This window comes from Pseudoalteromonas sp. SiA1, assembly GCF_018732205.1.
In the GTDB taxonomy this organism is placed as follows: Bacteria; Pseudomonadota; Gammaproteobacteria; order Enterobacterales; family Alteromonadaceae; genus Pseudoalteromonas; species Pseudoalteromonas tetraodonis.
Genome location: NZ_CP076085.1, coordinates 670,403 through 694,593, shown reverse-complemented (window position 1 = coordinate 694,593; position 24,191 = coordinate 670,403). Strand labels below are relative to the sequence as shown.

The 24,191-nt window shown below is 40.7% G+C and carries 24 protein-coding genes; 13 read left to right on the top strand and 11 right to left on the bottom strand.

The features are described 5' to 3' along the window. Nucleotides 1–99 precede the first annotated feature (99 nt). Nucleotides 100–855: a uridine phosphorylase gene (udp, locus tag KK487_RS18435; protein WP_008112319.1), complete on the top strand. Its 756-nt coding sequence runs from the start codon at nucleotides 100–102 to the stop codon at nucleotides 853–855. Here udp and cdd read toward each other — a convergent pair. Together cdd and ppc are read right to left on the bottom strand one after the other, a co-directional pair. Beyond that, a complete protein-coding gene (cdd, locus tag KK487_RS18430; protein ID WP_029609906.1) occupies nucleotides 844–1,773 on the bottom strand; it encodes a cytidine deaminase in 930 nt (309 codons plus the stop codon). The genes udp and cdd overlap by 12 nt on opposite strands. Nucleotides 1,774–1,894: 121 nt before the next feature. Continuing rightward, a complete protein-coding gene (gene ppc, locus KK487_RS18425) occupies nucleotides 1,895–4,540 on the bottom strand; it encodes a phosphoenolpyruvate carboxylase (protein WP_016899156.1) in 2,646 nt (881 codons plus the stop codon). 120 nt (nucleotides 4,541–4,660) lie between these two features. Between ppc and KK487_RS18420 the strand changes: the two genes are divergently transcribed. The 5 genes from KK487_RS18420 to KK487_RS18400 all read left to right on the top strand — a co-directional run bounded on the left by KK487_RS18420 (nucleotide 4,661) and on the right by KK487_RS18400 (nucleotide 8,539). Beyond that, complete coding sequence (locus KK487_RS18420; protein WP_016899157.1) at nucleotides 4,661–5,059, top strand: thiol-disulfide oxidoreductase DCC family protein; 399 nt, start codon at nucleotides 4,661–4,663, stop codon at nucleotides 5,057–5,059. Further along, nucleotides 5,056–5,781 (top strand): SDR family NAD(P)-dependent oxidoreductase, encoded by a 726-nt coding sequence (locus KK487_RS18415; protein WP_016899158.1) that lies wholly within the window; start codon nucleotides 5,056–5,058, stop codon nucleotides 5,779–5,781. Before KK487_RS18420 ends, KK487_RS18415 begins: the two co-directional genes overlap by 4 nt. 11 nt (nucleotides 5,782–5,792) lie before the next feature. After that, entirely contained in the window at nucleotides 5,793–6,401 is a 609-nt protein-coding gene (locus KK487_RS18410) for a flavin reductase family protein (RefSeq protein WP_016899159.1), read from the top strand. A 138-nt stretch (nucleotides 6,402–6,539) separates the two neighbouring features. Next, nucleotides 6,540–7,760, top strand: coding sequence for a M24 family metallopeptidase (locus tag KK487_RS18405; protein WP_016899160.1), 1,221 nt, complete (start codon nucleotides 6,540–6,542; stop codon nucleotides 7,758–7,760). Between the two features lie 119 nt (nucleotides 7,761–7,879). Next, a complete protein-coding gene (locus KK487_RS18400) occupies nucleotides 7,880–8,539 on the top strand; it encodes a DsbA family oxidoreductase (RefSeq protein ID WP_016899162.1) in 660 nt (219 codons plus the stop codon). A 36-nt stretch (nucleotides 8,540–8,575) separates the two neighbouring features. On the opposite strand, the gene KK487_RS18395 is transcribed toward KK487_RS18400, so the two are convergent. The 5 genes from KK487_RS18395 to KK487_RS18375 all read right to left on the bottom strand — a co-directional run bounded on the left by KK487_RS18395 (nucleotide 8,576) and on the right by KK487_RS18375 (nucleotide 12,022). Next, nucleotides 8,576–9,385, bottom strand: coding sequence for a substrate-binding periplasmic protein (locus tag KK487_RS18395; RefSeq protein WP_016899163.1), 810 nt, complete (start codon nucleotides 9,383–9,385; stop codon nucleotides 8,576–8,578). Between the two features lie 77 nt (nucleotides 9,386–9,462). After that, nucleotides 9,463–9,741 carry a peptidylprolyl isomerase PpiC gene (ppiC, locus tag KK487_RS18390; protein WP_008464312.1) on the bottom strand — a complete coding sequence of 93 codons (279 nt, stop codon included), beginning with the start codon at nucleotides 9,739–9,741 and terminating at the stop codon, nucleotides 9,463–9,465. A 78-nt stretch (nucleotides 9,742–9,819) separates the two neighbouring features. Beyond that, nucleotides 9,820–10,239, bottom strand: coding sequence for a thiol-disulfide oxidoreductase DCC family protein (locus tag KK487_RS18385; RefSeq protein ID WP_013463126.1), 420 nt, complete (start codon nucleotides 10,237–10,239; stop codon nucleotides 9,820–9,822). A 23-nt stretch (nucleotides 10,240–10,262) separates the two neighbouring features. Beyond that, nucleotides 10,263–10,787 carry a response regulator transcription factor gene (locus tag KK487_RS18380; protein WP_013463125.1) on the bottom strand — a complete coding sequence of 175 codons (525 nt, stop codon included), beginning with the start codon at nucleotides 10,785–10,787 and terminating at the stop codon, nucleotides 10,263–10,265. Then, a complete protein-coding gene (locus tag KK487_RS18375; RefSeq protein ID WP_013463124.1) occupies nucleotides 10,784–12,022 on the bottom strand; it encodes a sensor histidine kinase in 1,239 nt (412 codons plus the stop codon). The genes KK487_RS18380 and KK487_RS18375 overlap by 4 nt, the downstream gene beginning before the upstream one ends. A 407-nt stretch (nucleotides 12,023–12,429) precedes the next feature. Between KK487_RS18375 and KK487_RS18370 the strand changes: the two genes are divergently transcribed. Further along, nucleotides 12,430–13,509 (top strand): ketoacyl-ACP synthase III, encoded by a 1,080-nt coding sequence (locus KK487_RS18370; RefSeq protein WP_013463122.1) that lies wholly within the window; start codon nucleotides 12,430–12,432, stop codon nucleotides 13,507–13,509. A gap of 80 nt (nucleotides 13,510–13,589) precedes the next feature. Beyond that, the gene (gloA2, locus tag KK487_RS18365; RefSeq protein ID WP_008464296.1) at nucleotides 13,590–13,976 is read left to right on the top strand and encodes an SMU1112c/YaeR family gloxylase I-like metalloprotein; all 387 of its coding nucleotides are present in this window, start codon (nucleotides 13,590–13,592) and stop codon (nucleotides 13,974–13,976) included. A gap of 39 nt (nucleotides 13,977–14,015) precedes the next feature. On the opposite strand, the gene KK487_RS18360 is transcribed toward gloA2, so the two are convergent. Together KK487_RS18360 and KK487_RS18355 are read right to left on the bottom strand one after the other, a co-directional pair. Beyond that, nucleotides 14,016–15,377, bottom strand: a complete 1,362-nt coding sequence (locus KK487_RS18360; protein WP_013463121.1) for a leucyl aminopeptidase family protein — start codon at nucleotides 15,375–15,377, stop codon at nucleotides 14,016–14,018. An 83-nt stretch (nucleotides 15,378–15,460) separates the two neighbouring features. Next, entirely contained in the window at nucleotides 15,461–15,883 is a 423-nt protein-coding gene (locus tag KK487_RS18355; RefSeq protein WP_016899164.1) for a hypothetical protein, read from the bottom strand. Nucleotides 15,884–15,987: 104 nt separating this feature from the next. Here KK487_RS18355 and KK487_RS18350 point away from each other — a divergent pair, with 104 nt between their 5' ends. The 3 genes from KK487_RS18350 to KK487_RS18340 all read left to right on the top strand — a co-directional run bounded on the left by KK487_RS18350 (nucleotide 15,988) and on the right by KK487_RS18340 (nucleotide 20,636). Beyond that, complete coding sequence (locus tag KK487_RS18350; RefSeq protein ID WP_076916046.1) at nucleotides 15,988–16,146, top strand: oxidoreductase-like domain-containing protein; 159 nt, start codon at nucleotides 15,988–15,990, stop codon at nucleotides 16,144–16,146. A gap of 332 nt (nucleotides 16,147–16,478) precedes the next feature. Next, nucleotides 16,479–19,049, top strand: a complete 2,571-nt coding sequence (locus tag KK487_RS18345; RefSeq protein WP_016899166.1) for a TonB-dependent receptor plug domain-containing protein — start codon at nucleotides 16,479–16,481, stop codon at nucleotides 19,047–19,049. A 144-nt stretch (nucleotides 19,050–19,193) separates the two neighbouring features. Further along, a complete protein-coding gene (locus KK487_RS18340; RefSeq protein ID WP_016899167.1) occupies nucleotides 19,194–20,636 on the top strand; it encodes a tetratricopeptide repeat-containing sulfotransferase family protein in 1,443 nt (480 codons plus the stop codon). On the opposite strand, the gene KK487_RS18335 is transcribed toward KK487_RS18340, so the two are convergent. After that, nucleotides 20,605–21,513, bottom strand: a complete 909-nt coding sequence (locus KK487_RS18335; protein ID WP_016899168.1) for an alpha/beta fold hydrolase — start codon at nucleotides 21,511–21,513, stop codon at nucleotides 20,605–20,607. The genes KK487_RS18340 and KK487_RS18335 overlap by 32 nt on opposite strands. A 129-nt stretch (nucleotides 21,514–21,642) precedes the next feature. Here KK487_RS18335 and rlmF point away from each other — a divergent pair, with 129 nt between their 5' ends. Both rlmF and ltaE read left to right on the top strand, forming a co-directional pair. After that, nucleotides 21,643–22,575, top strand: a complete 933-nt coding sequence (gene rlmF / locus KK487_RS18330) for a 23S rRNA (adenine(1618)-N(6))-methyltransferase RlmF (protein ID WP_016899169.1) — start codon at nucleotides 21,643–21,645, stop codon at nucleotides 22,573–22,575. 18 nt (nucleotides 22,576–22,593) lie between these two features. Then, the gene (ltaE, locus tag KK487_RS18325) at nucleotides 22,594–23,598 is read left to right on the top strand and encodes a low-specificity L-threonine aldolase (protein WP_016899170.1); all 1,005 of its coding nucleotides are present in this window, start codon (nucleotides 22,594–22,596) and stop codon (nucleotides 23,596–23,598) included. Here the strand turns inward: ltaE and KK487_RS18320 are convergent. Continuing rightward, nucleotides 23,581–24,165: a thymidine kinase gene (locus tag KK487_RS18320; RefSeq protein WP_016899171.1), complete on the bottom strand. Its 585-nt coding sequence runs from the start codon at nucleotides 24,163–24,165 to the stop codon at nucleotides 23,581–23,583. The two genes, ltaE and KK487_RS18320, sit on opposite strands and share 18 nt — an antisense overlap. Nucleotides 24,166–24,191: the final 26 nt, after the last annotated feature.

Sequence of the window (24,191 nt, the reverse complement as noted above, 5' to 3'; positions counted from 1 at the left end):
GTTGATGAATAAATCAATACGGACATCCGTCCTGTACTTCATTTAGGTTTCTCGTAATCATGTTAAATTGACAACAACTCTTATTAAAAAGGCTTAGTTATGGAAAAAGTATTTCACTTAGGACTGTGTATTGATGATTTAAAAGGTGCAAAACTGGCTATTGTTCCAGGGGATCCAGATCGTGCAGCACGCATTTCACAGTTCTTAGATAATCCAACCTGCCTTGCTCAAACGCGTGAGTTTCACATTTATTTAGGCCAATTAAACGGCCACTCAGTGGTTGTATGTTCAACCGGTATCGGCGGCCCTTCAACGTCAATTGCGGTTGAAGAACTGGCTCAACTTGGCGTACGTAGCTTTCTTCGCATTGGCACAACAGGCGCGATTCAGCCGCACATTAACGAAGGCGATATTTTAATTAGCCAAGCCTCAGTTCGTTTAGATGGCGCGAGTCAGCATTTTGCACCGCTGTGCTACCCTGCTGTTTCTGATTTTTTTGCCACTCAAGCGATGGTAAAAGCCTGTGAAAACCTAAACATCGATTTTCATATCGGTATCACCGCTTCAAGCGATACCTTCTACCCAGGACAAGAGCGTTATGATACGCATTCTGGTTATGTTCCTAAGTCATTACAGGGTAGCTGTGAAGAATGGCAAAAACTAGGCGTGATGAACTACGAAATGGAATCGGCTACTTTATTTACTATGTGTGCCGCTCTTGGCCTACAAGCAGCCTGTGTTGCAGGTGTATTAGTAAATAGAACACGTCAAGAAATTCCTAACGTAGACCACGGCGAGATTGAGAAAAAATCGGTTGCCGTGGTACTTGAAGCCGCTAAAGTGTTACTTGGCTAATGTTGCGCTAATAACCTCAAGTGTTGGCAAGCCAGTAAAGCTTGCTAACACGGCTTTTGCCACCCCTGATTGGTTTTCATGACCAGCCGTTTCTAATAACGTAACTGATTTAACTGTTTGCTTATCAAAGTTCAGTCCTGCTAAAAACAACTGACTCACAGCACTTTGTAATGGCGATAAACTCGGGCTGTACGCTGCATTTTCTGCATAGCTGCCATAAAAATCACCGTTTTCAAACGTACTTATTTTTACTGCACTGTAATTTTGGCTGTATGGCACATAAGCCGCTAAAGCATAGCTCATCAGCTTTTCATCAAGTTGTTTGTTTTCAAAACAATTAGTTTGCTCTGCTGGGTTAAATAAGCTGTGCTCATTGCCTAAATCGGTTGGTCCAAATGAATGAGGTAATAACTCTGCCAATTTAAAGTTTTGTGCTGGCAGTAAAATATCAAGCTCTTTCGCATCAGCGAGTTCATTCATAAATTGACGACAGTACCCACATGGGACATCACTAATCGCTATTTTAAGAATTTTTTTACCGCCATTTAACCAGGCATTATTAATTGCAGATTGCTCACCGTGCACCACTAAACTAAGTGCTTGATGGTCAAACTCAGCGTTAGCGCCAAAGTAAAAAGTAGTGTTTCCTTGTGAATCGAGCCCTTTTACAATTGCGCCGACATGAAATTTGGAAATAGGTGCAACGGAAAACTCTGAAGCCATAGGCACTAAGCCTTGTAATAATGCATCGTCGCTAACATTAAGCTCGGTGCAAAGCGCTTTAATATCGCTTGAATATAAAATACCGCGTTGAGTTTTTAATTGACTGCGTAGAGCTTGCGTTTGCGCTACGTTTAGAGAAATGTGTGAATTGCTAAGTGCTGTATTATGTTGCACTTTAAAAGTTGCTGAAGCCATAATAGTTTTTATTTGTTCAATGGCCAAGTAGTGTAAAAGGTTGGCAAACTAAATACCAGCCTATTCAACGTAAAAAAGGGAACACGTCGTGTGTTCCCTCTAAAACTAATCTAGTTTTGGATTAACCTGTATTACGCATACCCGCTGCAATACCGGTCATAGTGATCATCAAGGCATTGTCTATATCATTTTCATTGCCTTTATCATCGCCACGAGAACGACGTAATAACTCAACTTGTAATACATTAAGCGGGTCGGTGTATGGGTTTCTAAGCCCAATAGACTCTTTGATCCAAGGCTGATCAGCCAATAAGCTTTTTTGTGGGCTTAATGATTGCACTAACGTCATCGCCTCACCAAGTTCCTCTCGCAAGGCAACACCTAAAGGCTTATACATCTCTTCCACCAGCGCATTATCGTAATGCTCACTCAACCAGCTATCCGCTTTACTAAATACCATTTCTAGCATTTCTAAACGTGCTCTAAAGAACGGCCATTGCAAACTCATTTCGCTTAAGGTTTCAATTCCATATTTTTCAAGCGCGGCCTTAAGTCCGCTTAATGCACCTAACCATGCAGGTAACATTAACCGGTTTTGACTCCACGCAAAAATCCATGGAATAGCACGTAAGCTCTCAACCCCTCCATTTGGATTTCGTTTTGCAGGTCTTGAGCCTAACGGTAATTTTGACAATTCCAATTCAGGTGTCGCCATTCTAAAGTAAGGCACAAAGTTTTCATCGTGGCGCACCACATTACGGTAGTGCTGACACGACACATCGCTAATTAATGCCATTACTTCACGCCACTGTGATTTAGGCTCTGGTGGTGGCAATAAATTACTTTGTAGTACCGCACCTGCATAAATATTTAAGCTTTGTAATGCCACATTGGGTAATCCAAACTTAAAGCGGATCATTTCACCTTGCTCTGTTACCCTAAGCCCGCCTTTTAACGACCCCGGCGGCTGAGAATGCAATGCTTGTGCAGCAGGCGCACCACCACGTCCAACCGTACCACCACGTCCATGGAATAAAATAAGCTCAATACCGCGTTCATCCGCTAGTTGTACGAGCTTATCCATTGCCTCATATTGTGCCCAACCAGCAGCCATCATGCCTGCATCTTTGGCTGAGTCTGAATAGCCAATCATTACATTTTGGGTGTTTTTGATGTGTCCACGGTACCACTCGTTATTTAAAAGCGTAGTGATGACGTTGTGGCCATCGTTTAAATCGTCCAAGGTTTCAAATAAAGGCGCCACGGGCAGTTCAAAACCACAGCCAGACTCTTTAAGTAATAGCTGCACTGCTAATATGTCAGAGGCGGTTCGTGCCATAGATATAATGTATAAACCAAAGGTTTTTTCATCTTGCTGTGCAATAACATCAAAGGTGTCGAGCACCTCTTGCACTTCTGGACTTGGTTGCCAATGCCTAGGAATAAGCGGACGACGTGAATTTAGCTCTGTCAGTAAAAAAGCTTGTTTGTCTTGCTCTTCCCATTGATTGTAATCGCCAATACCTAAATGACGAGTTAATTCTGAAAACACATCGCTGTGTCTTGACGAATCCTGTCGCACATCCAGTTTTGCCAAACGCAAACCAAAGCTATTTACACGATGGATCACATCTAATAGCAAGCCATCAGCAACCACTTGCATATTGCATTTTAACAATGAGCGATAACACACCTCAATTGGGTGCTTAATTTGGTTAATATCAGTAATTAAATCTTGTGATTCTGTACGCTTATTTTTAATTTTAGCGCTTAAGTACATCACTGTTTCAGCCACTTGATTTTTAAGCTCTTTGAGCACGGCTCGATAAGGTTCAAACTCTTGCCCTGCCAGCTTAATAAGCTCATCGCTGGCATCAGACATAGAAAGTTCAGCACACAAAGTTTCTAAATCACGCTGGTATAAATCCAGCGCCATCCAACGGCCATGATCGAGTACTTGCTTTGTCACCTCGGCGGTTACAAACGGGTTACCATCTCGATCCCCCCCCATCCATGACGTAAATTCTATCGGACTGTAGTTAGCTGGTAGCTCAAGGCTCAAATGCTGTTTAACATGCTGGCTAAACTCACGTAAAAAACGTGGCACGGCATCCCATAAGCTATTTTCAATTACCGCATAGCCCCATTTAGCTTCATCAACTGGGCTTGGGCGAGAACGACGAATATCGTCGGTATGCCAGGCTTGGCTAATTAGCTGCGCAATTCGATTTAATATCGCTTCGCGCTCTTGCGCAAGGTTATCGGTACGCTCAAGCGACGCTAAACAATCGCTTAGTTCAACATGTTTATTAATAATAGTACGGCGAGTCACTTCGGTTGGGTGAGCGGTTAGTACTAAGTTTATGTGGAGTTTTGAGAGTGTGTCGGCTAAATGATTATGATTAAGCTGACCTTGTTCGGCCTTTGCTGCTAACGTTTTTAATGTTTGAGTGAGAGGATTTAGTTGGCAAAAACCAACATCATTAAAACGTGATACGGTATGAAACTGCTCTGCAACATTAGCTAAGTTTAAAAAATGATTAAATGAACGGGCAACCGGTAAAAGCTCCTCATCACTAAGCGCATGAAGTACATCAATTAACGCTTGGCGATCGGCTTCATTGCCACTGCGAGATGATTTTGATAAAGCCCGAATTTCTTCTACTTTATCTAAAATCTCTTGGCCTTGGGCATCTTTAATAGTTTGTCCTAATAATTGACCAAGTAGACTAACATTACCTCGCAAGGCGGCATATTGTTCACTCATTTCTAGCTCTCCTTCGTTTCTTGGAGACCTATTAATATCATTAAGCGGGAATATTTAATAGATCCATTTGCATCGCCTTGTCGTAAAAAAGCATATGTAAAATAAACACAAAGCGACAACATGATCATTTTTTACGATGGCAATTGCCCCCTTTGCAATGCAGAAATGCAACATTTAAAACGTGCCGATGTTGATCATAAAATTACACTAGAAGATTTAAATGCGGATGATTTTAGTGAGCGTTTTCCTGCAATCGATAAACAAAATGCCATGGATTTATTGCACGCCCAAACTGATAAGGGGCAGATGATTTACGGCTTAGACGTCACTTATCAAGCTTGGCGCACCGTTGGGAAATACCGTTGGCTTAAAATAATTCGTTTGCCAGTAATTCGCTTTTTTGCCGATCATGCTTACACTTTTTTTGCAAAATATCGTCACCACATTAGCCGTTTTTTAATGCCCAATGCGCAGTGTAGTAATGGTCAATGCAATATCAAATCTAAAGGTGAAAAATGAAAACAGTGATTTTATTTGGCGCCAGTAGCGCCATTGCACAATCCTACGTAAATCATTTAAATCAGCAAGCAACACAATTTAATATAATTTGTGTCAGCTCATCGAATATTGAGCATAATGATGACAAGGTAACCTATTTCCACAGCGACTACTCGGCGCAAAGCCTAAATGAGCTAACCCAGTCGTTAAAGTCACAACAAATTGGGCTTGCTCAGGTAATTATATTTAATGGTCAATTACATAACGACCAGCACATGCCGGAAAAAAAGCTCGAAGAAATTAACAGTGATTATTTTATGCAGCTTTTGCACTCTAATACACTTGTCCCCCTGCTGTGCTTACAAAGTATAGTGCCGCTGCTTAATCATAAAACTCACTGCACAATTACTGCTTTGAGCGCTCGTGTAGGCAGTATTAACGACAATAAATTGGGTGGCTGGTATACCTATCGCGCATCTAAGTCTGCGCTGAACATGTTATTTAAAACAGCCGCCATTGAACTTGCTCGTCGCGCTAAAAATACCAAACTTGTTTTATTTCACCCGGGTACTACAGATACACAGCTCTCTAAGCCATTTCAAAAAAATGTGCCCGCAGATAAACTGTTTACCCCTGACTTTGTTGCTCAGCAATTATTTAAATTTACTTACGAAAACCCACAGCTAGAACTCAACGGCGAACCTGCCTACCTAGATTGGCAAGGAAACACCATAAAATGGTAAGGAACAAACACATGCATTTTTCGAAAGACCGCATAGCCGCACTTGAAAAACATACCCGTACACACTTTATCAACTCACTTTCAGGGTTTAAAAGTGCAAACTTAATTGGCACACAAGACTTACAAGGTAATACTAATCTAGCCATTGTCAGTTCAGTTATTCATTTAGGCGCACACCCACCGCTAGTAGGCATGATAATGCGCCCGCACAGCGTACCAAGGCATACATTCGAAAATATTATAGAAACAGGTATCTATACCATTAATCAAGTAAACAGTGATATATACCAGCAAGCACACCAAACCTCTGCACGTTACGCCAAAGACGAGTCTGAGTTTAATGCAACGGGTTTAAAAACAGAGTACTTAAACGACTTTAAAGCGCCTTTTGTTGCACAAAGCCGACTAAAATACGCAGTAAAATTTGTTGAGAACCAGCATTTAGCTGTTAATGGCACTGAGCTGGTTATTGGCGAAATAATGGATGTGTACGTAGATAAATCAGCACTTCAAAGTGATGGCTTTTTAGACTTACAAGCCATCGATACCGTTGCAGTAACCGGATTAGATAGCTACCACACGGCGAATAAGCTCAATCGTTTACCCTACGCGAAAAAATAGCCCAAGGTTATCAAGTCCTTGGGAATGAGGGACTTGATAACTCCCCCCATTTGTTTAATCCCTTGTTCACTAATCGCAATTAATTTGAATTGAACGCGTTTAGCCTACACACTATGCAAAATTTTGTAGGAGAAATATATGACCACAGTTGGTATTGGTACACACACACCCGAACAAGCACTTGATAGTTTAAGCAATATGACCCACTCAGTAACGCCAATTCAGGCCGATGAGTATTTAGTACGTATGGCCAAAGCGCAAGCTTATATGCAAGCTAATAATATTGATGCGATATATTTAAATGCAGGTACCAACTTAACGTATTTTACCGGTATGAAATGGTACGCCAGTGAACGACTAGTCGGCGCTATTTTACCCGCCACGGGTGAGGTGCAATACATTGCCCCCCACTTTGAAATTGGCTCTTTAAATGGCTTTAAAGTCATTGATGGCCCAATACACGGCTGGCAAGAACACGAGAACCCTTTTGAGCTATTCGTTAAAGTGCTGAAACAGCTTAATATTAGCGACACCGCTACCGTGGGCATTGATGAAAGCGCACAGTTTTTTATTTTTGATGGCATCAATAAAGCCAGTTCAGGATTAGAACTAGTTAACGCACAACCTGTAACCGCACATTGTAGAATGCATAAATCAGCCAATGAATTAGCATTAATGCAATGCGCCATGGATATGACTTTAGCGGTTCATCAGGCTACTGCGAGCATGCTTTATGAAGGAATTAGCACAGTAGAAGTCGAAGAATTTATAAAAAAAGCGCATCAAAAAGTAGGTGCCCCGGGAAATTACTTCTGTATTGTATTGTTTGGCCTTGCTACCTCATTCCCTCATGGTGTAAAAGATCCACAAATTTTGAAAAAAGGCGACATGGTGCTTATCGATACTGGATGTAAAGTGCACGATTACCTGTCTGATATTACGCGTACTTATGTATTTGGTGAAGCAACCAGCCGCCAACGCCTATTTTGGGATTTTGAAAAAGCGGCCCAGTTAGCAGCTTTCAATCAAGCCGCCCTTGGCGAAACCTGTGAATCGGTTGACGAAGCAGCTCGCAGCTACTTAGCAGCTCAAGGCTTAGGCCCTGAATACCAAACACCAGGTTGCCCACACCGCACAGGCCATGGTATTGGCTTAGACATTCATGAATGGCCATACTTAGTGGGCGGCGATAAAACCCCGCTTGCCACAGGCATGTGTTTTAGTAACGAGCCAATGCTGGTTATTCCAGATGAATTTGGTGTGAGATTAGAAGATCACTTCTATATGACAGATGACGGCCCGCGTTGGTTTACCCAGCCAAGCCACAGCATTGACGATCCATTTGGCTTAAACAGCTAACTTGAAAACATTCAATAAACGAGCAGCACTTTCGCTGCTCTTTTTATGTTCAATGATTGATAAACTAAACTTCATCCCAATATCCATTGTTATTAAAAAGCAATCCTTCAAGGATCCCTATGAAAAACTTAAAAATTGATATCGTCTCAGATGTAATGTGCCCGTGGTGTATTATTGGGTATAAAAACTTAGAAACCGCATTGGCAGAATTAAAAGACGAAATGAGTGCGGATATTACATGGCACCCTTTTGAGCTTAATCCAGATATGCCACTTGAAGGACAAGACTTAAACGAGCACTTGCAGCAAAAATACAGTTTAACTGAAGAAGAAAGCGCGCGAAATCGTCAAAACATGGCGGATGCGGGTGAACGAGCTGGGTTTACCTTTAACTTTGACGGTAAACGCATCATGATCAACAGCTTTGATCTACACCGCTTGCTAATGTGGGCGCGTGAAGAAGGCAAACAAACTGAGCTGAAATTGGCGTTTTTTGAAGCACACTTCACCGATTTAAAATATTTAAATCAAGAAGATGCGTTACTGGATGTGGTAGAAAAAGTCGGCCTTAACAAAGACACAGCCAGAGAAATTTTACACTCAGATAAATACGTACAAGCGGTACGCCAAGAGCAAAATAACTTTAAACAAATGGGAATAACCTCAGTACCTACTTTCATTATAAATGATAAGTACGCGCTTACCGGTGGGCAACCGAGTGAATCGTTTATTCAAGCACTTAAGCAAATAAGTGAAGAAGAAGCCAAGCAGGAGCAATAATTTTCGGGTTAGGCTACATTTTGCGGCCTAACCTTATTAATTTTTTAAGTTAAACACCCGTCTGTTATTTAAATTAAGCCCGTCCTCAACATCACGATAATAGTGTTCATAAAGCGCATTTAACTCGCCGCTATCTGCTAACTTTGTTAAGCCTTGCTCTAATAACTCAATGATTGCTTTGTTATTTTCGTTTGCGTAAAAATAATAGTAATTATCGTATTGCAGCATAATATGAGGCTCAATAACAAAGTTATACTGAGGATGTTTACGTATTTCGGCTTTTATAGCAGTTACTGAACGCGGAAAATAATCGCCAAGTCCTTCATCTAACGCTTTTAACATGCTTTCATAACTCAAATCACCATTAACTGTTAAGCCATTGTTCTTTAATACATAATAATCAGACCAACTTTGCTTTTGTAAGGCTATGAACGGCTTTAGTTGTTCAAGGGTTTTTATATCAGAAAATTCTTTTAACCGGCTTTGTTTAACCATGAGCAAGCGCTTTGAATGCAGCCCATTATAAATAGGATAACTTGTGCGGATTAAATGTCTTTGCTCTGCAAGGGAGTTTGGCAAAGTTAACCAAGCTAAATTAACATCATCGTTACGTGTGAGCTCTTCTAAAATTCTTTTAGTATTCATTGGCTCAAGACTATAAGCAATATTGAGCTTTACATTAACCTTTGCAAAGCTCTTTTCTAATAATGTTAAAATATAGTGGTTTTTTGGTATGTCTTGGGTGCTTGGTTTGCCAAGCTTAAGGGCGATCGTTTGCTCAGTGCTACTGGCAAAAAATGACACTGCCATTAAAATTAAACTGCAGCATAAAATAATAAGCTTCATAGTTATTCCAAGTTGCTTTAGCAATGTAACAAACTAAACAAATGATAAGTATAGCGGCAACTTAAAATTGCGTTAGTTTATGTACGATAAAGCACCTTAATCACATGCCAACCAAATTTCGTTTTTACTAAATGCGGTTCTAAAATTGCACCACTAAAGGCCACCTTATCAAACTGTGGAACCATTTGGCCTCGTCTAAACTCACCTAAATCACCGCCTTTTTTACCCGATGGGCATGACGAATACTTTTTAGCTAAAGTTTGAAACTTTGCGCCTTTGCCTAATTGCTTGATGATGTCTTCTGCAATCTCTTTATGTTTTACTAAAATATGCAGTGCGTGCGCCGTATTTGCCATGTAAGTGCCTTTTTAATGCTTAAATTTAAACGCCGCGATTTTAGCACAGCCAATACATTCAGGCATCTATTAAAGCACTTATAAATAGTGGGCTTGGTCTTGCTTTGAAGGGATCCTGCAATAGTGATATTTACCAAATAAGGTATATCGATTTGATGCAATTTTATCATAAAGCCAATTGTTAAAACGATTTGGCAACACACTAAATATACCACTAAGTTTCCACGGATAGCCTAGCTGTTTAATCACCTCAAAAAATGCATGGCTTTGTATAAATGCTTGAGCGTTTTCAATGTAAACCATAGAGGCAAAATCAGTTGTCGAATAGCCAAAGTGCATTAATATTTGTTGTCCTTTTGGCGATTGTACACTGCACAGTTTAAACATGGCCTGAGGATCGTGAGCAATAATAAAATTACACCACGCACTACAAAGCTTGCACTGGGCGTCGAACAGTATAATTTTTTGGCTTTTTATTAGCGCGGCGGTATGAGTCATTAATTGCTTGCTCAAGTGAGGGCTTATTGCTGCACAGGTTTTTTTTGTAGCTTGCGCTGCAAAGTGCGTCTATGCATATTAAGCTGCCTTGCAGTCATTGATACATTACCGTTGTTACTGTGTAATACATGTTGAATATGCTCCCACTCTAAACGCTCGGGTGACATAACCTCTTCAGGAATTTCGGTTACTGTCGATACCGGCTCTACTTTTAGCGCTTTTAATAAGCTTGCCATATCGACAGGCTTAGTTAAATAGTCATTAGCGCCCAAGCGCATCGCCTCTACGGCTGTAGCTATACTTGCAAAGCCGGTAAGCAATACAATATGAGCATGTGTGAGTAAATGGCGCAGCGGTGCAATAAGCGCCAGCCCATTTTCATCTGCTAACTTCATATCTAATAAAATACAATCAGGTTGCTGCTGGCGAGCCCTAAGTAAAGCCTCTGTTTGGTTATGTGCAACCTCACAGTTAAAGCTGTGTTTTGTTAAGCGCCTTGCCAAAGTGGTAGCAAGGTTAATGTCATCTTCAATAATTAGCAGCTTCATAGCGCCGACTCGGTTATTAATAGTGGCATTTGTATCTTGGCCACCGCCCCACCATCGGGGTGATTATAAACAGTTAACGAACCATTTAAACGCTCAAACGTGACATTTGATAGCATAACCGCTATTCCCATGCCTTGCTCGCTGGGCATGAGCTGCCCGCCTAACTCCGCTAACTCTGAGGATAAAAAACCAGCGCCAAAATCCCGAATAATTAACGCAATACTTTGCGCATCTGGCTGTTGCCAACTCAACTCTAATTGCATTTGGCCTTTTTTTTCGTTAGCAAGCGCTGCATTTTGTAATAAGTTTAAAATAGCAGGTAGCAGCATGGCATCACTTTTTAATGTGGCTTTAGGCGCCTCATTAAGCCAGTTTATTTGTTGATTAGGGTATTGTAATAGCAACGTATCATGAATTTGATTTTGCAGCTGCTCTGCTTTTATAGGTGTTTGCGTGTTTTTATCTCGTAGCTGCATAGAGAGCTTTCTAAAATCATTAAGCTGAGTGCGGCATTGCAGCAAGGGTGATTGCATTTGCTGAATAATTTCATTGTTGGGATACTCTTCTACAAGCTCTTCAAACAATAATTGTAAATTAGCAATAGGCGTTGCTAATTGATGAGTAATTTGCGCCGCTGCGCCATCGAGAGTAACCAGTTGTTCACTACGCAACTGTTTCTCTCTAACTTTGGCAATAGTGCGCTCACGTTGTTGTAAAGCACGGTTCATTGCACCAATAACCAACGCAATCACGCAGGCACTGATAACAAAATTAACCCACATGCCAATAAAGTGGCCACTCATGTTCATTTGGTGCATGCTATGCTCTGGCATTTTAATCAGTAGCATGCTGTAGGCAGCGATAGCCAGCACAGCAATATAGGCAAGCCCACGAGCGCTCAATGTAATTGCCGCTATCATAATAGGTAACAATAATAACGACACAAATGCGTTAGTTGCACCGCCACTTAAAGACAACAAAATAGTTAAAAAAAGTACGTCAGCGGTCAGTTGCATCAGCATGCCAACTGGCTTTGCTTGGCTAACATTTCTATAAGCAAAGATACTTGCTAACTGAAAAACCGCCTCAAGCGTAATAACGGCTAGCAACGGCATGAGCGCAATTTGATGCTCTAATAAAAAATAAACGCTTAACACCGCAATAAGCTGCACAGCAATGGCGCCACTGCGCAGCATTAATAACCGGCTAATAGCAGGATCGGTTTTAATTAACACAATAAGATTCACCTGACTGAATATACATTGCTTTGTTATCCATTATAAATAATGCTTTTTAAGTAATGCTTTTTAAGTAATGCTTTTTAAGTAATGATTTCATAATATGCGCCCCATATTAGCTGCTCACTCAGCCGCACTCAAGCATATATGGTCAACAAAGTATTCGTATTCTATTAAGCTTAGAAAGCCTATGAGCTATCGTGTAAAACACGCAAAATCATTAAAAGCATTTAATTAACACAATAAAAACAAGCCACTTACCTTTAAACAAAAATGCAGCAAATAGTCCGTAAAATAGCAGTAATTACTAAGCAAACCATGCTTTAAACTAGTGTTAACAGCTAATTTTTGATATAACGTCCTCATTAGACGAACACGTCATACCACTTTTAAGAGAACACACTATGCCTTACGCACATATCACTGGTTGGGGTAAATGCATTCCACCAGCAAGCATCAGCAACGACGAAATAAGTGAAATTGTAGATACAACCGATGAGTGGATCACCACACGCACAGGTATCAAGGCACGAAGAGTTAGCCATGTAAGTACTGCTGAACTTGCTAGTGTGGCTGCAAAACATGCCATTGCTTGTGCTGGCGTAGATGCAAAAGATATCGATTTAGTTATTTTAGCAACGTGCACCCCCTCAACAGTAGTCGCAAACACCGCCTCATTAGTACAAAAAAATATTGGTGCCACAGGCGCTGCAGCCATGGACACCAACGCGGCATGTTCTGGTTTCTTATATGCTTTACAAGCTGCGACAGCGCAAATTCAAGCTGGCATGATCAAAAAAGCTGTCGTTATCGCGGCTGAGCGCATGACGTGGTATGTAAACTGGGCACGACGCGACAGCGCAGTATTATTTGGTGATGGTGCCGGTGCCGTTGTGCTTGAAGCAGCAGAAACTCCTGCAGGCTTATTAGGGACTAAAACCGGTTGTGACAGCGAAGATCGTGATATTTTACACATTACTAATTTTGGCAGTGATTTAAATAAATATGAGCCAATTGGTCCATCAGACCTTTTATTTGAAGGCCGTGAAATATTTAAACGTGCCGTTAAAGGCATGAGTGAAGCCTGTGACGACGTGCTTGAACAAGCCAATCTTAAGTTAGACGATATCGATGTACTAGTTCCGCATCAAGCCAATCTACGCATTATTCAAGCTATTCAAAATCGCTTAAAAGTGGATGACGAAAAAGTAATGGTCAATATTGGTGAATATGGCAACACCTCTGCTGCCACCATTGCAATTGCATTGTGTGAAGCCGTTGAGCAAGGCTTAATTAAACCGCATGCAAACATTATGTCGGCGGCATTTGGGGCTGGCCTTACTTGGGCGGCAAGCTATATAAAATGGGGCGAGCGAGTAACGCCTATTGCTGTTAGTGATGCTGAGCTTCCACCGTGTGATAAAACGGGTTTAGAGCTTGTTGCACCGGCTGTAAAAGCGTGTAAAGACGCAGAGCCTAGCTAAAAGCTAATATATAAACATGCACATGTATTGATAAACAGCGCACTGCTTTTAGTGCGCTTTTTGCTTTTTAAGGAAAATATATGCAACTACTAGGCATTCATCATGTAGCCATCATTTGTAGCAACTACCCACGCTCTAAACATTTTTATAGTGAAATATTAAAACTCACGATTATTAATGAGCATTATCGTGCACAGCGTCAGTCTTACAAACTCGATTTAGCTTTACCTGATGGTAGTCAGTTAGAATTATTTTCGTTTAATGATGCGCCAAGTAGACCAAGCTACCCCGAAGCACAAGGACTTAGACATTTAGCATTTAAAGTTGGGTGTATTAATACTGCTAAACATTATTTAGAGTCACACAATGTCATCGTCGAAAATATTAGAGAAGATGAAATAACCGGCAAAAAATTCACCTTTTTTGCCGATCCAGATGGCTTACCCCTTGAGTTATATGCACTTTAACATCAAATAACTCAAGGTAAACCTTAATCCAAGTTCAGGTTAGTTAAATCGATTTTGTAGGTAAGTAAATACTGCACGAATACCCAGTGCTTCACCACCAGCTGGACGCCCGGGTAATGCACGTAAATTCCATGCCATTACGTCAAAGTGAACCCATGGTGTATTTGGCTCTATAAACTCTTTCAAATAAAGCGCAGCGGTTATTGCGCCACCAAATGGCGTACTTGCACAGTTAGCCATATCAGCCACATCGCTTTTCAAAAATGGTTTGTATTGTTCGAATAACGGCAATTGCCAAACAGGGTCGTTAACTTGCATTCCCGAGTCCATAATGGCATTTGCTACAGCGCGATCCGTTGAGAAAAACCCCGGTAACTCCGTACCTAACGCAATACGGCACGCACCAGTTAGTGTAGCAAAATCAATGATTAATTCAGGATCATCGTTTTGTGCTTCGCTTAGTGCATCACACAGCACTAGTCGCCCTTCTGCATCGGTATTGTCTATTTCGACCATAATACCTTTACGGGTTTTTACTACATCGCCAGGGCGAAATGCATTACGCGAAACAGCATTTTCAACCGCAGGCACTAAAACACGAAGGCGTATTGGTAAGTTAGCGGCCATAATTAGCTGAGCCAGGGCAATAACATGCGCGGCCCCACCCATGTCTTTTTTCATGTTGCGCATGCCTGAACTAGGTTTTAAATCCAGTCCACCGGAATCAAAACACACGCCTTTACCGACTAACGTAATTTGTGGCGCATCGACTGCCCCCCATTTCAAGTCAAGTAATCGTGGTTTATTTTCACTCGCGCGCCCTACCATGTGAATAGTTGGGTAATTTTGCTCTAATAACTCATCACCTATCCACTGCGAAAATTCACCGTCGAATGTATCTGCTAGGTCACTCATTACCTGCGATAAATGCTGCGGCATCATATCAGCAGCTGGGGTATTAACTAAATCGCGTGCTAAATTAATGGCGTCCGCTTGTTGTTTTACTTGTTCATATAATGTTTTATCAGCAATGCCAAGCTGAGCTTTTGCTGTGGCTTTTTGCTTGTACTCACTAAACTCATAACCACCTAACACAAAGCCTAAAGCAAGTTGAGCAACTAAAGACTCATCACCTTGAATTTGATAACAACCCGCAGGTAATTTACTGGCAAGCTCGCCAGCAGCCCAAAAATCATCAGTGCTTTGCATTACACAAAATACCTGACTTAGTTCACCCGTTTCTGGGTTTGGTACTAGTGCGAGTCCTGATTTTTCAAAATCTGTGTTTGCTAGCCAGCGCTGTACAAAACTCGGTTGCTGCGTAAGCCAATCGGTTAGTTCGTTTTTAACGATAAAAGATAGAGGAATTCCTGAAGAGGTATGACGAAGTAAAGCACTCATTAAATGACTCACATAATAGAAAATGATGCCTTAGCATAACAATAAGCACTATTAAAAGGTATAGCTAATTATGTTCTGCTAGCTTACTTCTTCTTTGAGGGCGTTGAGTCTTGCTCTTGGTTTTGTTGAGCAATTTCTTTATCAATTTCTTTAATCGGCTTATTCATACTAAAAGAACTCGGTAATACATCAACACCTACTAACTGCCCTAGTTTAACAACCAGTGGAATAGTTAATGGTGCAAACGGTAATAACGCAAAAACGCCTAGCCCTAGTCCTTTTAATATATCAACAAACTGCTCGTTGGCGCGTTTTAGTTCTGCTTTATTTGTTTGCCCTTGGGTATAACGCCTGTAAATTATTAGCATTTCTTTGGTTTCTTGCCTTTCTTGGGCAAGCGCAATTTTAAGCGCGACCATAGCACGACGAAAGCGTAGTTGTTGCCGCTTTTTACTTATTTTAGCAACCCGCCAGGGTGCACGATGGATAACTTTATATAATCGCATAGCCTGTATTCTCACACAGCGCTTTCAGTTCACAAAGAATAATTTACACGCTTTATTCAATCATTTATTCTTAAAGTTCATTTTCCTCAGTTTTAATTAAAAACATGCAAAAAAACATACCCAACACTAAACCCGAAAGGCCAAAATCTGATGAGTGCTGCGGCGGCGGTAGTTGCTGTCCATGTGTATGGGATGAGTACAAAGAAAAACTTGCACAGTGGAAAAAACATCATGGTGAAAATATCAATAGCAGGTCAGTTTAATTCAATAATAGAAAGTAGCTAAAATAGCTTATTTAATTAATAACTATGTATCAATGCCTGCTTTTACCCCTTTTCCCTGCCCTACTTATGATTAACTCTGCGTTATTTTTAGATAAATCATTTGTTTCAACTTGTTAAATAGTGGTTAATTACCCATTGCCCTCTTTAGTTTTTTTATCTATAGTCTATTTCGAGGACTCACAGGAGGTGCGCTTAGTTTATTAAGCTTTTAGGAGTGAGTTAGCAATATCTGCTCCCCATTGAATGTGAACCGTCCACAATAAAGTCATTAAATAGACTATACAAATCAATTCTAACTGGGGATATTTAGAATGAAATTAAAAAGCAATGCGCTTCAACAGGCCATCAAATTTGCTCTAGCAACAACAGCCGCAGGCTTATTTGTTTCTGGTTCAGCAATTGCTCAAGAAGAGCAAACCGAAGTTAAAGTTAACAAAAATGTAGAAAAAATTGCCGTAGTAGGTACGCGCTCTGCGCCTCGTTCTATTGGTGACTCTCCTGTACCTATCGATATTATTGGTGGTGAAGAGCTAAGTAAATCAGGTAACACTGATATGCTAGAGCTATTAAAAGGGGCTATTCCTTCTTTAAACGTACACTCAATGCCAATCAGTGATGCTGCTTCATTAGTGCGCCCTGCAAACTTACGCGGACTACCTTCAGATAGCACACTAATTTTACTTAACGGTAAACGTCGTCACCGTGCTTCAGTTATCGCCTTTTTAGGTGGTGGTATTAACGATGGTGCGCAAGGTGCTGATATTTCAGTAATTCCAAGTATTGCACTGAAACAAGTAGAAGTACTTCGTGATGGTGCCGCTGCACAATATGGTTCTGATGCGATTGCTGGGGTTTTAAACTTCCAACTTAAAGATGCCTCGGAAGGCGGATCTTTCGAAGTTCGCAAAGGCGAATATTATGAGGGCGACGGTGATACAACTCAAATTTCAGGTAATGTGGGCTTACCATTTACCGATAGCGGTTTTGCTAATTTAAGCTTTCAGTACAAAACAGCCGACGCAACCAGCCGCTCAGTACAAAGAGCGGATGCTACCGCACTTGATGCCGCTGGCGTACCAAACATTGCCCCGATCACCCAAGTATGGGGTGCACCTGAGGTAGATGACGACATCTCTATCTTTGGTAATGTTGGTTTAGAACTTACTAACGACTCACAATTTTACATGTTTGGTAACTACTCAGAGCGTGATGTACGCGGTGGTTTTTATTACCGTAACCCACATACTCGCCCTGGTGCATACTCAAATGATGGTGGCGAAACACTGCTTGTTGGTGATTTAACCGGTGATATGAGCGGTAACTGTCCAACCATTATGATTGATGACAACGTTCTTGATAACCCTGACTACATTAATGGTGTAGCAAATAACCCTGATTGTTTCGCATTTAACGAAATGCTTCCGGGCGGTTTTACACCAAACTTTGGTGGTAATATTACAGATACGTCACTTACTATCGGTACTAAAGGTGAGTTTACTGGCGGCTTTTTAGAAGGCGCTTATTATGATCTAAGTGGTACGGTAGGGTATAACGAATCTCGCTACTTTATATACGACACAATCAATGCTTCACTGGGTCCAGATAGCCCGCGTGATTTTAGCCCAGGTAAATATGAACAATTAGAGAAAAACTTTAATTTTGATATTTCAAAAGGGTTTGACTTTGATTTAGCTTACGATGTAAACATTGCCGGTGGTTTAGAATGGCATGAAGAAACCTTTACCGTAGTGGCAGGTGATGAGGCTTCGTTTATTGCAGGTCCATTAACTGATCAAGGTTTTGGTATAGGTTCTAACGGTTTCCCTGGATTTAAACCATCAGATGCAGGCGAATATGACCGTCGTAACTATGCAGCTTATATTGATATTGAAGCGCCATTTACTGAAGAGTTCCTAATGGGCTTAGCGCTTCGCTACGAAGATTACGATACCTTTGGTTCAACCACTAACTATAAGTTAATGGGTCAATACCACTTGACTGAAGATCTAAATATTCGTGGCTCTATCAGCACCGGTTTCCGTGCGCCTACCGTTGGCCAAGCGAATGTTAGTAACGTACAAACTAACTTAAGCAGTGGTGTACTAGTAGATTCGGCTTTGTTACCACCTACAAACCCAATTGCTATTCAACTAGGTGGTACTGAACTTGAGCCTGAAGAATCACAAAGCTACACCTTTGGTGCGGTGTATACTATTGGCGATTTATTCTTAACGGTTGATTACTACAACATCCAAGTAGATGACCGTATTAGCCAATCAGATAAAATTGAACTTAGCCAAGCAGATAAAGACACGCTTGAAGCTGCGGGCGTACCTAACGTACAAAACCTTGCGCAAGTTAGTTTCTTTACTAATGACTTTGATACCACTACACAAGGTGTTGATTTAGTTGCTAACTACTCAGCTGAATTGTTCAGTGGTAGCTCTACATTTAGCTTAGCGTACAACTGGAATGAAACAGAAGTAACCCGCTCAAGTGATATAACTGGTGCATTTAAAGTAAGCCGTCTTGAAAATGACTTACCTAATCACCGTGCAACACTGAGCTGGGCACAACAATGGGAAAGCTTTTCAGCATTTTCTCGCCTTAACTACTTTGGCGAATACCAAGGCGTTCATGTAGATTATGATGAAACAGCTAAAATGGCTGACGCAGCTATGACGTTAGATGTTGAAGTCACTTACTTCATGAATGACTCAATTAGCTTCTCATTGGGTGCACAAAACTTACTGGATCAGGAAGCAGAAAAACTTGATTTCACAGTGGCACCAAATAACAACTGGGGTGGTAAGTACTACGAAACATCTCCATACGGAATTAATGGTGGCTTTTACTACGCTAAAGCAACCTATACTTTCTAACATGTGTTAATGATAATCAAAGGCGAAATGTGTAATGCATTTCGCCTTTTTATTGCCCTTTATAAACCTATTTAAAATGACTTTTACACTCGCATTTTTTGTCACTTTGGGGTTATAGTAAATAAAAAGAATATTAGTTGTATTATGCTACTAAAGAAAGCGGACCAGTTATTATCACAAAACAAGCTCAGAGAAGCTGAGTTTCATTACAAAATGCTATTACAAGCAGAGCCTGATAATGGTGACGCCCTGTTTGGCTTAGGTAAAGTAGCACTGCGTTTAGAACAATTTGATGCCGCTGTTTATATACTACAACGAGCGTGTCAGCATCTCCCTTATGTATTAGAACCTTTGTATGCACTAAGTGATGCATTTAATGCGGTCAACTCTCCTGAAGATGCGCAAAAAGTACTCGAATACGCAACAAGTATTGCCGCAGACAACCCAGACACTCATTATTATTTAGCCCAGCACTATTTAACCTTTGGCGAGCTTGATAAAGCGCAGGCCACGTTTGAGGAAGCATTAAAGCTTGGAGTAGCACCAGTTACGGCTTATGTTTTATTTGAATTGGTACAATTAGGCCGCTTTAATAAAGCAAATAATTACATCGATCAGTTACACCACTTTTTAACGCAAACAAATAACCTACGCTTAAAAATGGTCTGCTACTATGCTTTAGCTAAAAGTTACGACAAGTTAGACGATACTGATCAAGCATTTAACTATTTTGTGATTGCCAATCAGCAACAACACAAACTCAGTGAATTTAATACTGAAGATTTAATTGGGTTTTATGATCAACTTATTGAATATAACAATGAAAGTGTGCTCAATTTAGCAAACCTAAATAAGCAGTATCCTGTTACGCCCGTGTTTATTATTGGTATGCCACGAAGCGGCTCAACCTTACTGGAGCAGATGTTAGCAGGACACAGTCAATGGGCAACGCTTGGAGAAGACACCAGTATTAGTAAAAAGGTAGTCGCTTTTTTAGAACATAAAACAGGGTTACGCTACCCTCAATGCTTAACTAAGCTAACAACGCCTTTAATTAACCAAGCCAGAGCTATATATTTAGATACCTTAAGTTCTTCTGGGAGCAATTGCGCATTTGTGATCAATAAACTGCCTAGCAATTACCAAAACTTAGGGTTAATTTATATTCTATTCCCAGACGCTAAGTTTATTAACCTGACCCGCAACTTTAACGCAACCGCATTTTCAGTGTTTACTAATTACTTTGCTGAAAACGAACCCTATTTTTGTGATTTGAATGAATTTACTTTGTACCATCAGCTTTATGAAAAACTGATGAGCTATTGGCAGCAATTTAACCGCTTAGCTATTTATAATTTAAGTTATGAGCAGTTAATTGAAAATCCTAAAGATCAATTAACCGCACTATTAAGTTTTACTGGCTGTGAATTTGAACAGACTTGTTTAGACTTTTACAGAAATAAAAGCGCCGTTACAACGCTCAGTAAACATGCGATTAGGCAGCCTGTAAATAACAAAAGCCTTGATAAATGGCAGCGTTATGAAGCCCCTTTACTTAGTTTGCTCTCGTTGCCTCAAACCAATTAAGCACATCCATAAACTGTTCTTGGCGTGCCTGTGGATGGGTAAGCATATTAATATGGTCGTAATCTACTTTGTGCCCAAAGCGGCGGCCATATATTTGCATTTTTTGCACCCCAGTACCTGACTCATCAATAAACTTTTGAATATCGATAGGCTGTGCCAATGCTTTATCTTTTACTGCCGCAATATGTAACGTCGGAGGAAGCGTGAGATTTGCTAATGTTTTAGCGTAATCAAAGCCATCATCACTGTCTATCCACGGATTTTTCTTAGCCCACTGCATACTTTGATAGTGCGACTTTTGAGTTTCATCATCACTGCCCCACTTTAAGCGTTTTGCTGGTAAATAACCGTGTTTTTTCGCTAATATTGGCGCCATAAAATACCAAATTAAATTGGCCTGAAATAACTTTTTAGGGTGGTTATTAAATAGCGAACGCTTTGAACCAAAATAGGCACACGCTTTTATATCGTTAATCAGCTCAGGGAAGCGAGCAAACACGCTATTAAGCAACACCCCACCCCAAGAATGAGCAACTAAAAAGTCAGGTTTTTTACTCTCTAACTGTTCAATTTTCTCAATAAATGCCGGAATATCTTCAACAATCGCCTCAGTTTGTCCATACCGTGCTTGCTTACAAATAGCAGGTTTACTTTCACCACGCCCGCGTAAATCAGCGACATAACAACAATACCCGTGTTCAGCTAAAAAAGGCGCTAACCCTTTATTGCTATGAGTGTAAAATATTTTGCCATTTTCTACCGCACCATGAATTAATAACACCACAGGACCACTTGGCTTCTGGTTGGCGATACGGCGTAAATGCAGTGTTTGATGGTCATCTAATTTAATAAAAACAGACTCTTGAGTAACTGCCAAAGCGAATTCCTTATAATTGCTAACAACTCATCCTACCAGTAATGCCTGGTAAGCCAAAGGGAAAATTATGCACTTTTTTTGTCTGTATTTGTTACTATTGGCTTTTATTCCTGTTGTTAAAAAAGCCTCATGAAAGCAAAATCAGCTCGTTCTAAATTACATCCGCGCAATCAACACAAAAATGGTTACGATTTTAATTTGCTTACCTCGCAAACCCCTTCGTTAACTGCTTTTTTAATTACGACGCCAGCAGGCAATCAAAGTATTGATTTTAGTAATAACTTAGCTGTAAAAACCTTGAATCAGGCGCTATTAAAAAGTCATTACAACATTAACTTTTGGGACATACCTGAGCACAACTTATGCCCACCTATTCCAGGAAGAGTTGACTATATTCATTACTTAGCTGACTTACTCAGCGAAGATAATCAGCAGGTTATTCCCACTGGCCGACAAATTAAAGTGCTTGATATAGGCACTGGCGCTAACTTAGTTTACCCGCTAACGGGCAATAGCGAATACCAATGGCACTTTACTGGCAGCGACATCGATTTAGCAGCAATAAAAATAGCCAAGCAGCTCGCTCAGTTTAATGATTTAAAAATAACGCTTAAACAACAAAAAAATCCCGAGCATATTTTTAAAGGGGTGGTTAATGCGAAAGATTTATATCACCTAACGATGTGTAACCCGCCATTTCATGCCAGCGCAGAAGAAGCCAATAAAGGCAGTGAGCGTAAATGGAAAAACTTAGGTAAAGCCCCCAGTAACGCCCTCAACTTTGGTGGCCAAAGTAATGAGTTATGGTGTGAAGGCGGCGAGCTGACCTTTATTTCTAACATGATCAAAGAAAGCGCTCAGTTCAGTGAGCAAGTGATCTGGTTCACCTCGTTGGTTTCTAAAAAAGAGACCCTTGCTGCTTTACAAACACAGCTAAAACAGCTCCCTATTTGCGACTATAAAATCGTTGAAATGGCACAAGGGCAAAAAGTCAGTCGCTTTATTGCGTGGAGTTATTTTGATAAAACGACCCGTGAACAAATTTGTGAAGAATTCATATAACAACCATAAGGACTACTCATGATAGATTTTCGCTCAGACACAGTGACCAAGCCTTGCAATAAAATGCGAGATATTATGTATCATGCCCCGGTTGGCGATGATGTATACGGTGATGATGAAAGCGTTAACCAATTGGAAGCCTATGCTAGATTGCGTTTTAATGTGGCCGATGCATTATTTTGTAGCTCCGGCACGCAAGCAAACTTATTGGCATTAATGGCGCATTGTGAGCGAGGTGATGAGTATATTTGTGGGCAAAGTGCTCATAACTACAAGTTTGAAGGCGGTGGCGCTGCCGTTTTAGGCTCTATTCAACCACAACCTATTGAAAATGAAGCCGATGGTAGCCTATGTTTTACTAAAATTGCTGCTGCAATAAAACCCGATGATAGCCACTTTGCGAAAACGCGATTACTGAGCCTTGAAAACACCATAGGTGGCAAAGTACTGGGTATTGATTATTTAATTAAAGCACGTGAATTTGTTCATCAACATAACTTAGCACTGCATTTAGATGGCGCGCGAGCATTTAATGCCGCAGCCGAGCTTAACCTTGATATTAAAGAAATCACCAAACATTTTGATTCAGTCTCTATTTGTTTATCGAAAGGCTTAGGTGCGCCAGTTGGCTCATTATTATTAGGTTCTAAGCAGTTAATCGCTAAAGCAAGACGCTGGCGTAAAGTGCTTGGCGGCGGTATGCGCCAAGCGGGTATGTTAGCTGCTGCGGGGCAATATGCGTTAGAAAATAACACTCAACGTTTAGTCGATGATCACGCTAATGCGCGTTATTTAGCACAGCAGTTAAGTGAAATTTCAGGCTTTGAAGTAAATATGAGTAATACCACAAATATGGTTTACGCTACGTTTGATAACAGCATAAACATCACAAAGCTAGCAGCCGATTTAAAAGCACATGACATTGTGTTTAGCCCAAGTAAGCAACTTAGGCTCGTAACCCATTTAGGTATTACCCAAGCGGATATAGATACCTTTATTAAAGTCTTAACGGCCCATATTTAACGCCGCTTTGTAATGCTTGCGGCACACCGATTCATAACGGTCGTTGCCGCCAATTTCAACTTGATTACCATCGGCAATAGCCTCGCCATTTTCATCGGTACGTAATACGTGATTTGCTTTGCGCCCACAATGACACACCGTTTTAAGCTCAATTAGCTTATCAGCCCAAGCAAGTAAATACTGTGACCCTATAAACAGCTCCCCTCTAAAGTCGTTGCGCAATCCGTAACACAATACGGGTATTCCTAACTCATCAACCACATCGGTTAACTGCATAACTTGGTCTTTTGATAAAAACTGACATTCATCTACCAGCACACAATGGCGTTTTTTATCTGCATTAAGAGCTTGAATAAGCGCAAAAACATCTATATCTGCATCATAAATATGCGCATCTGCTTGCAAGCCAATACGTGAGGATACTTTACCTACTCCGGCTCTATCATCGATAGCCGCCGTGAGGATCACCGGCTCCATACCACGTTCTTTATAATTGAATGCAGATTGTAGTAAGGTGGTTGATTTACCTGCATTCATTGCAGAGTAGTAAAAGTATAATTGCGCCATTGTCGTGCCTTCAAATAAAAAGTGCG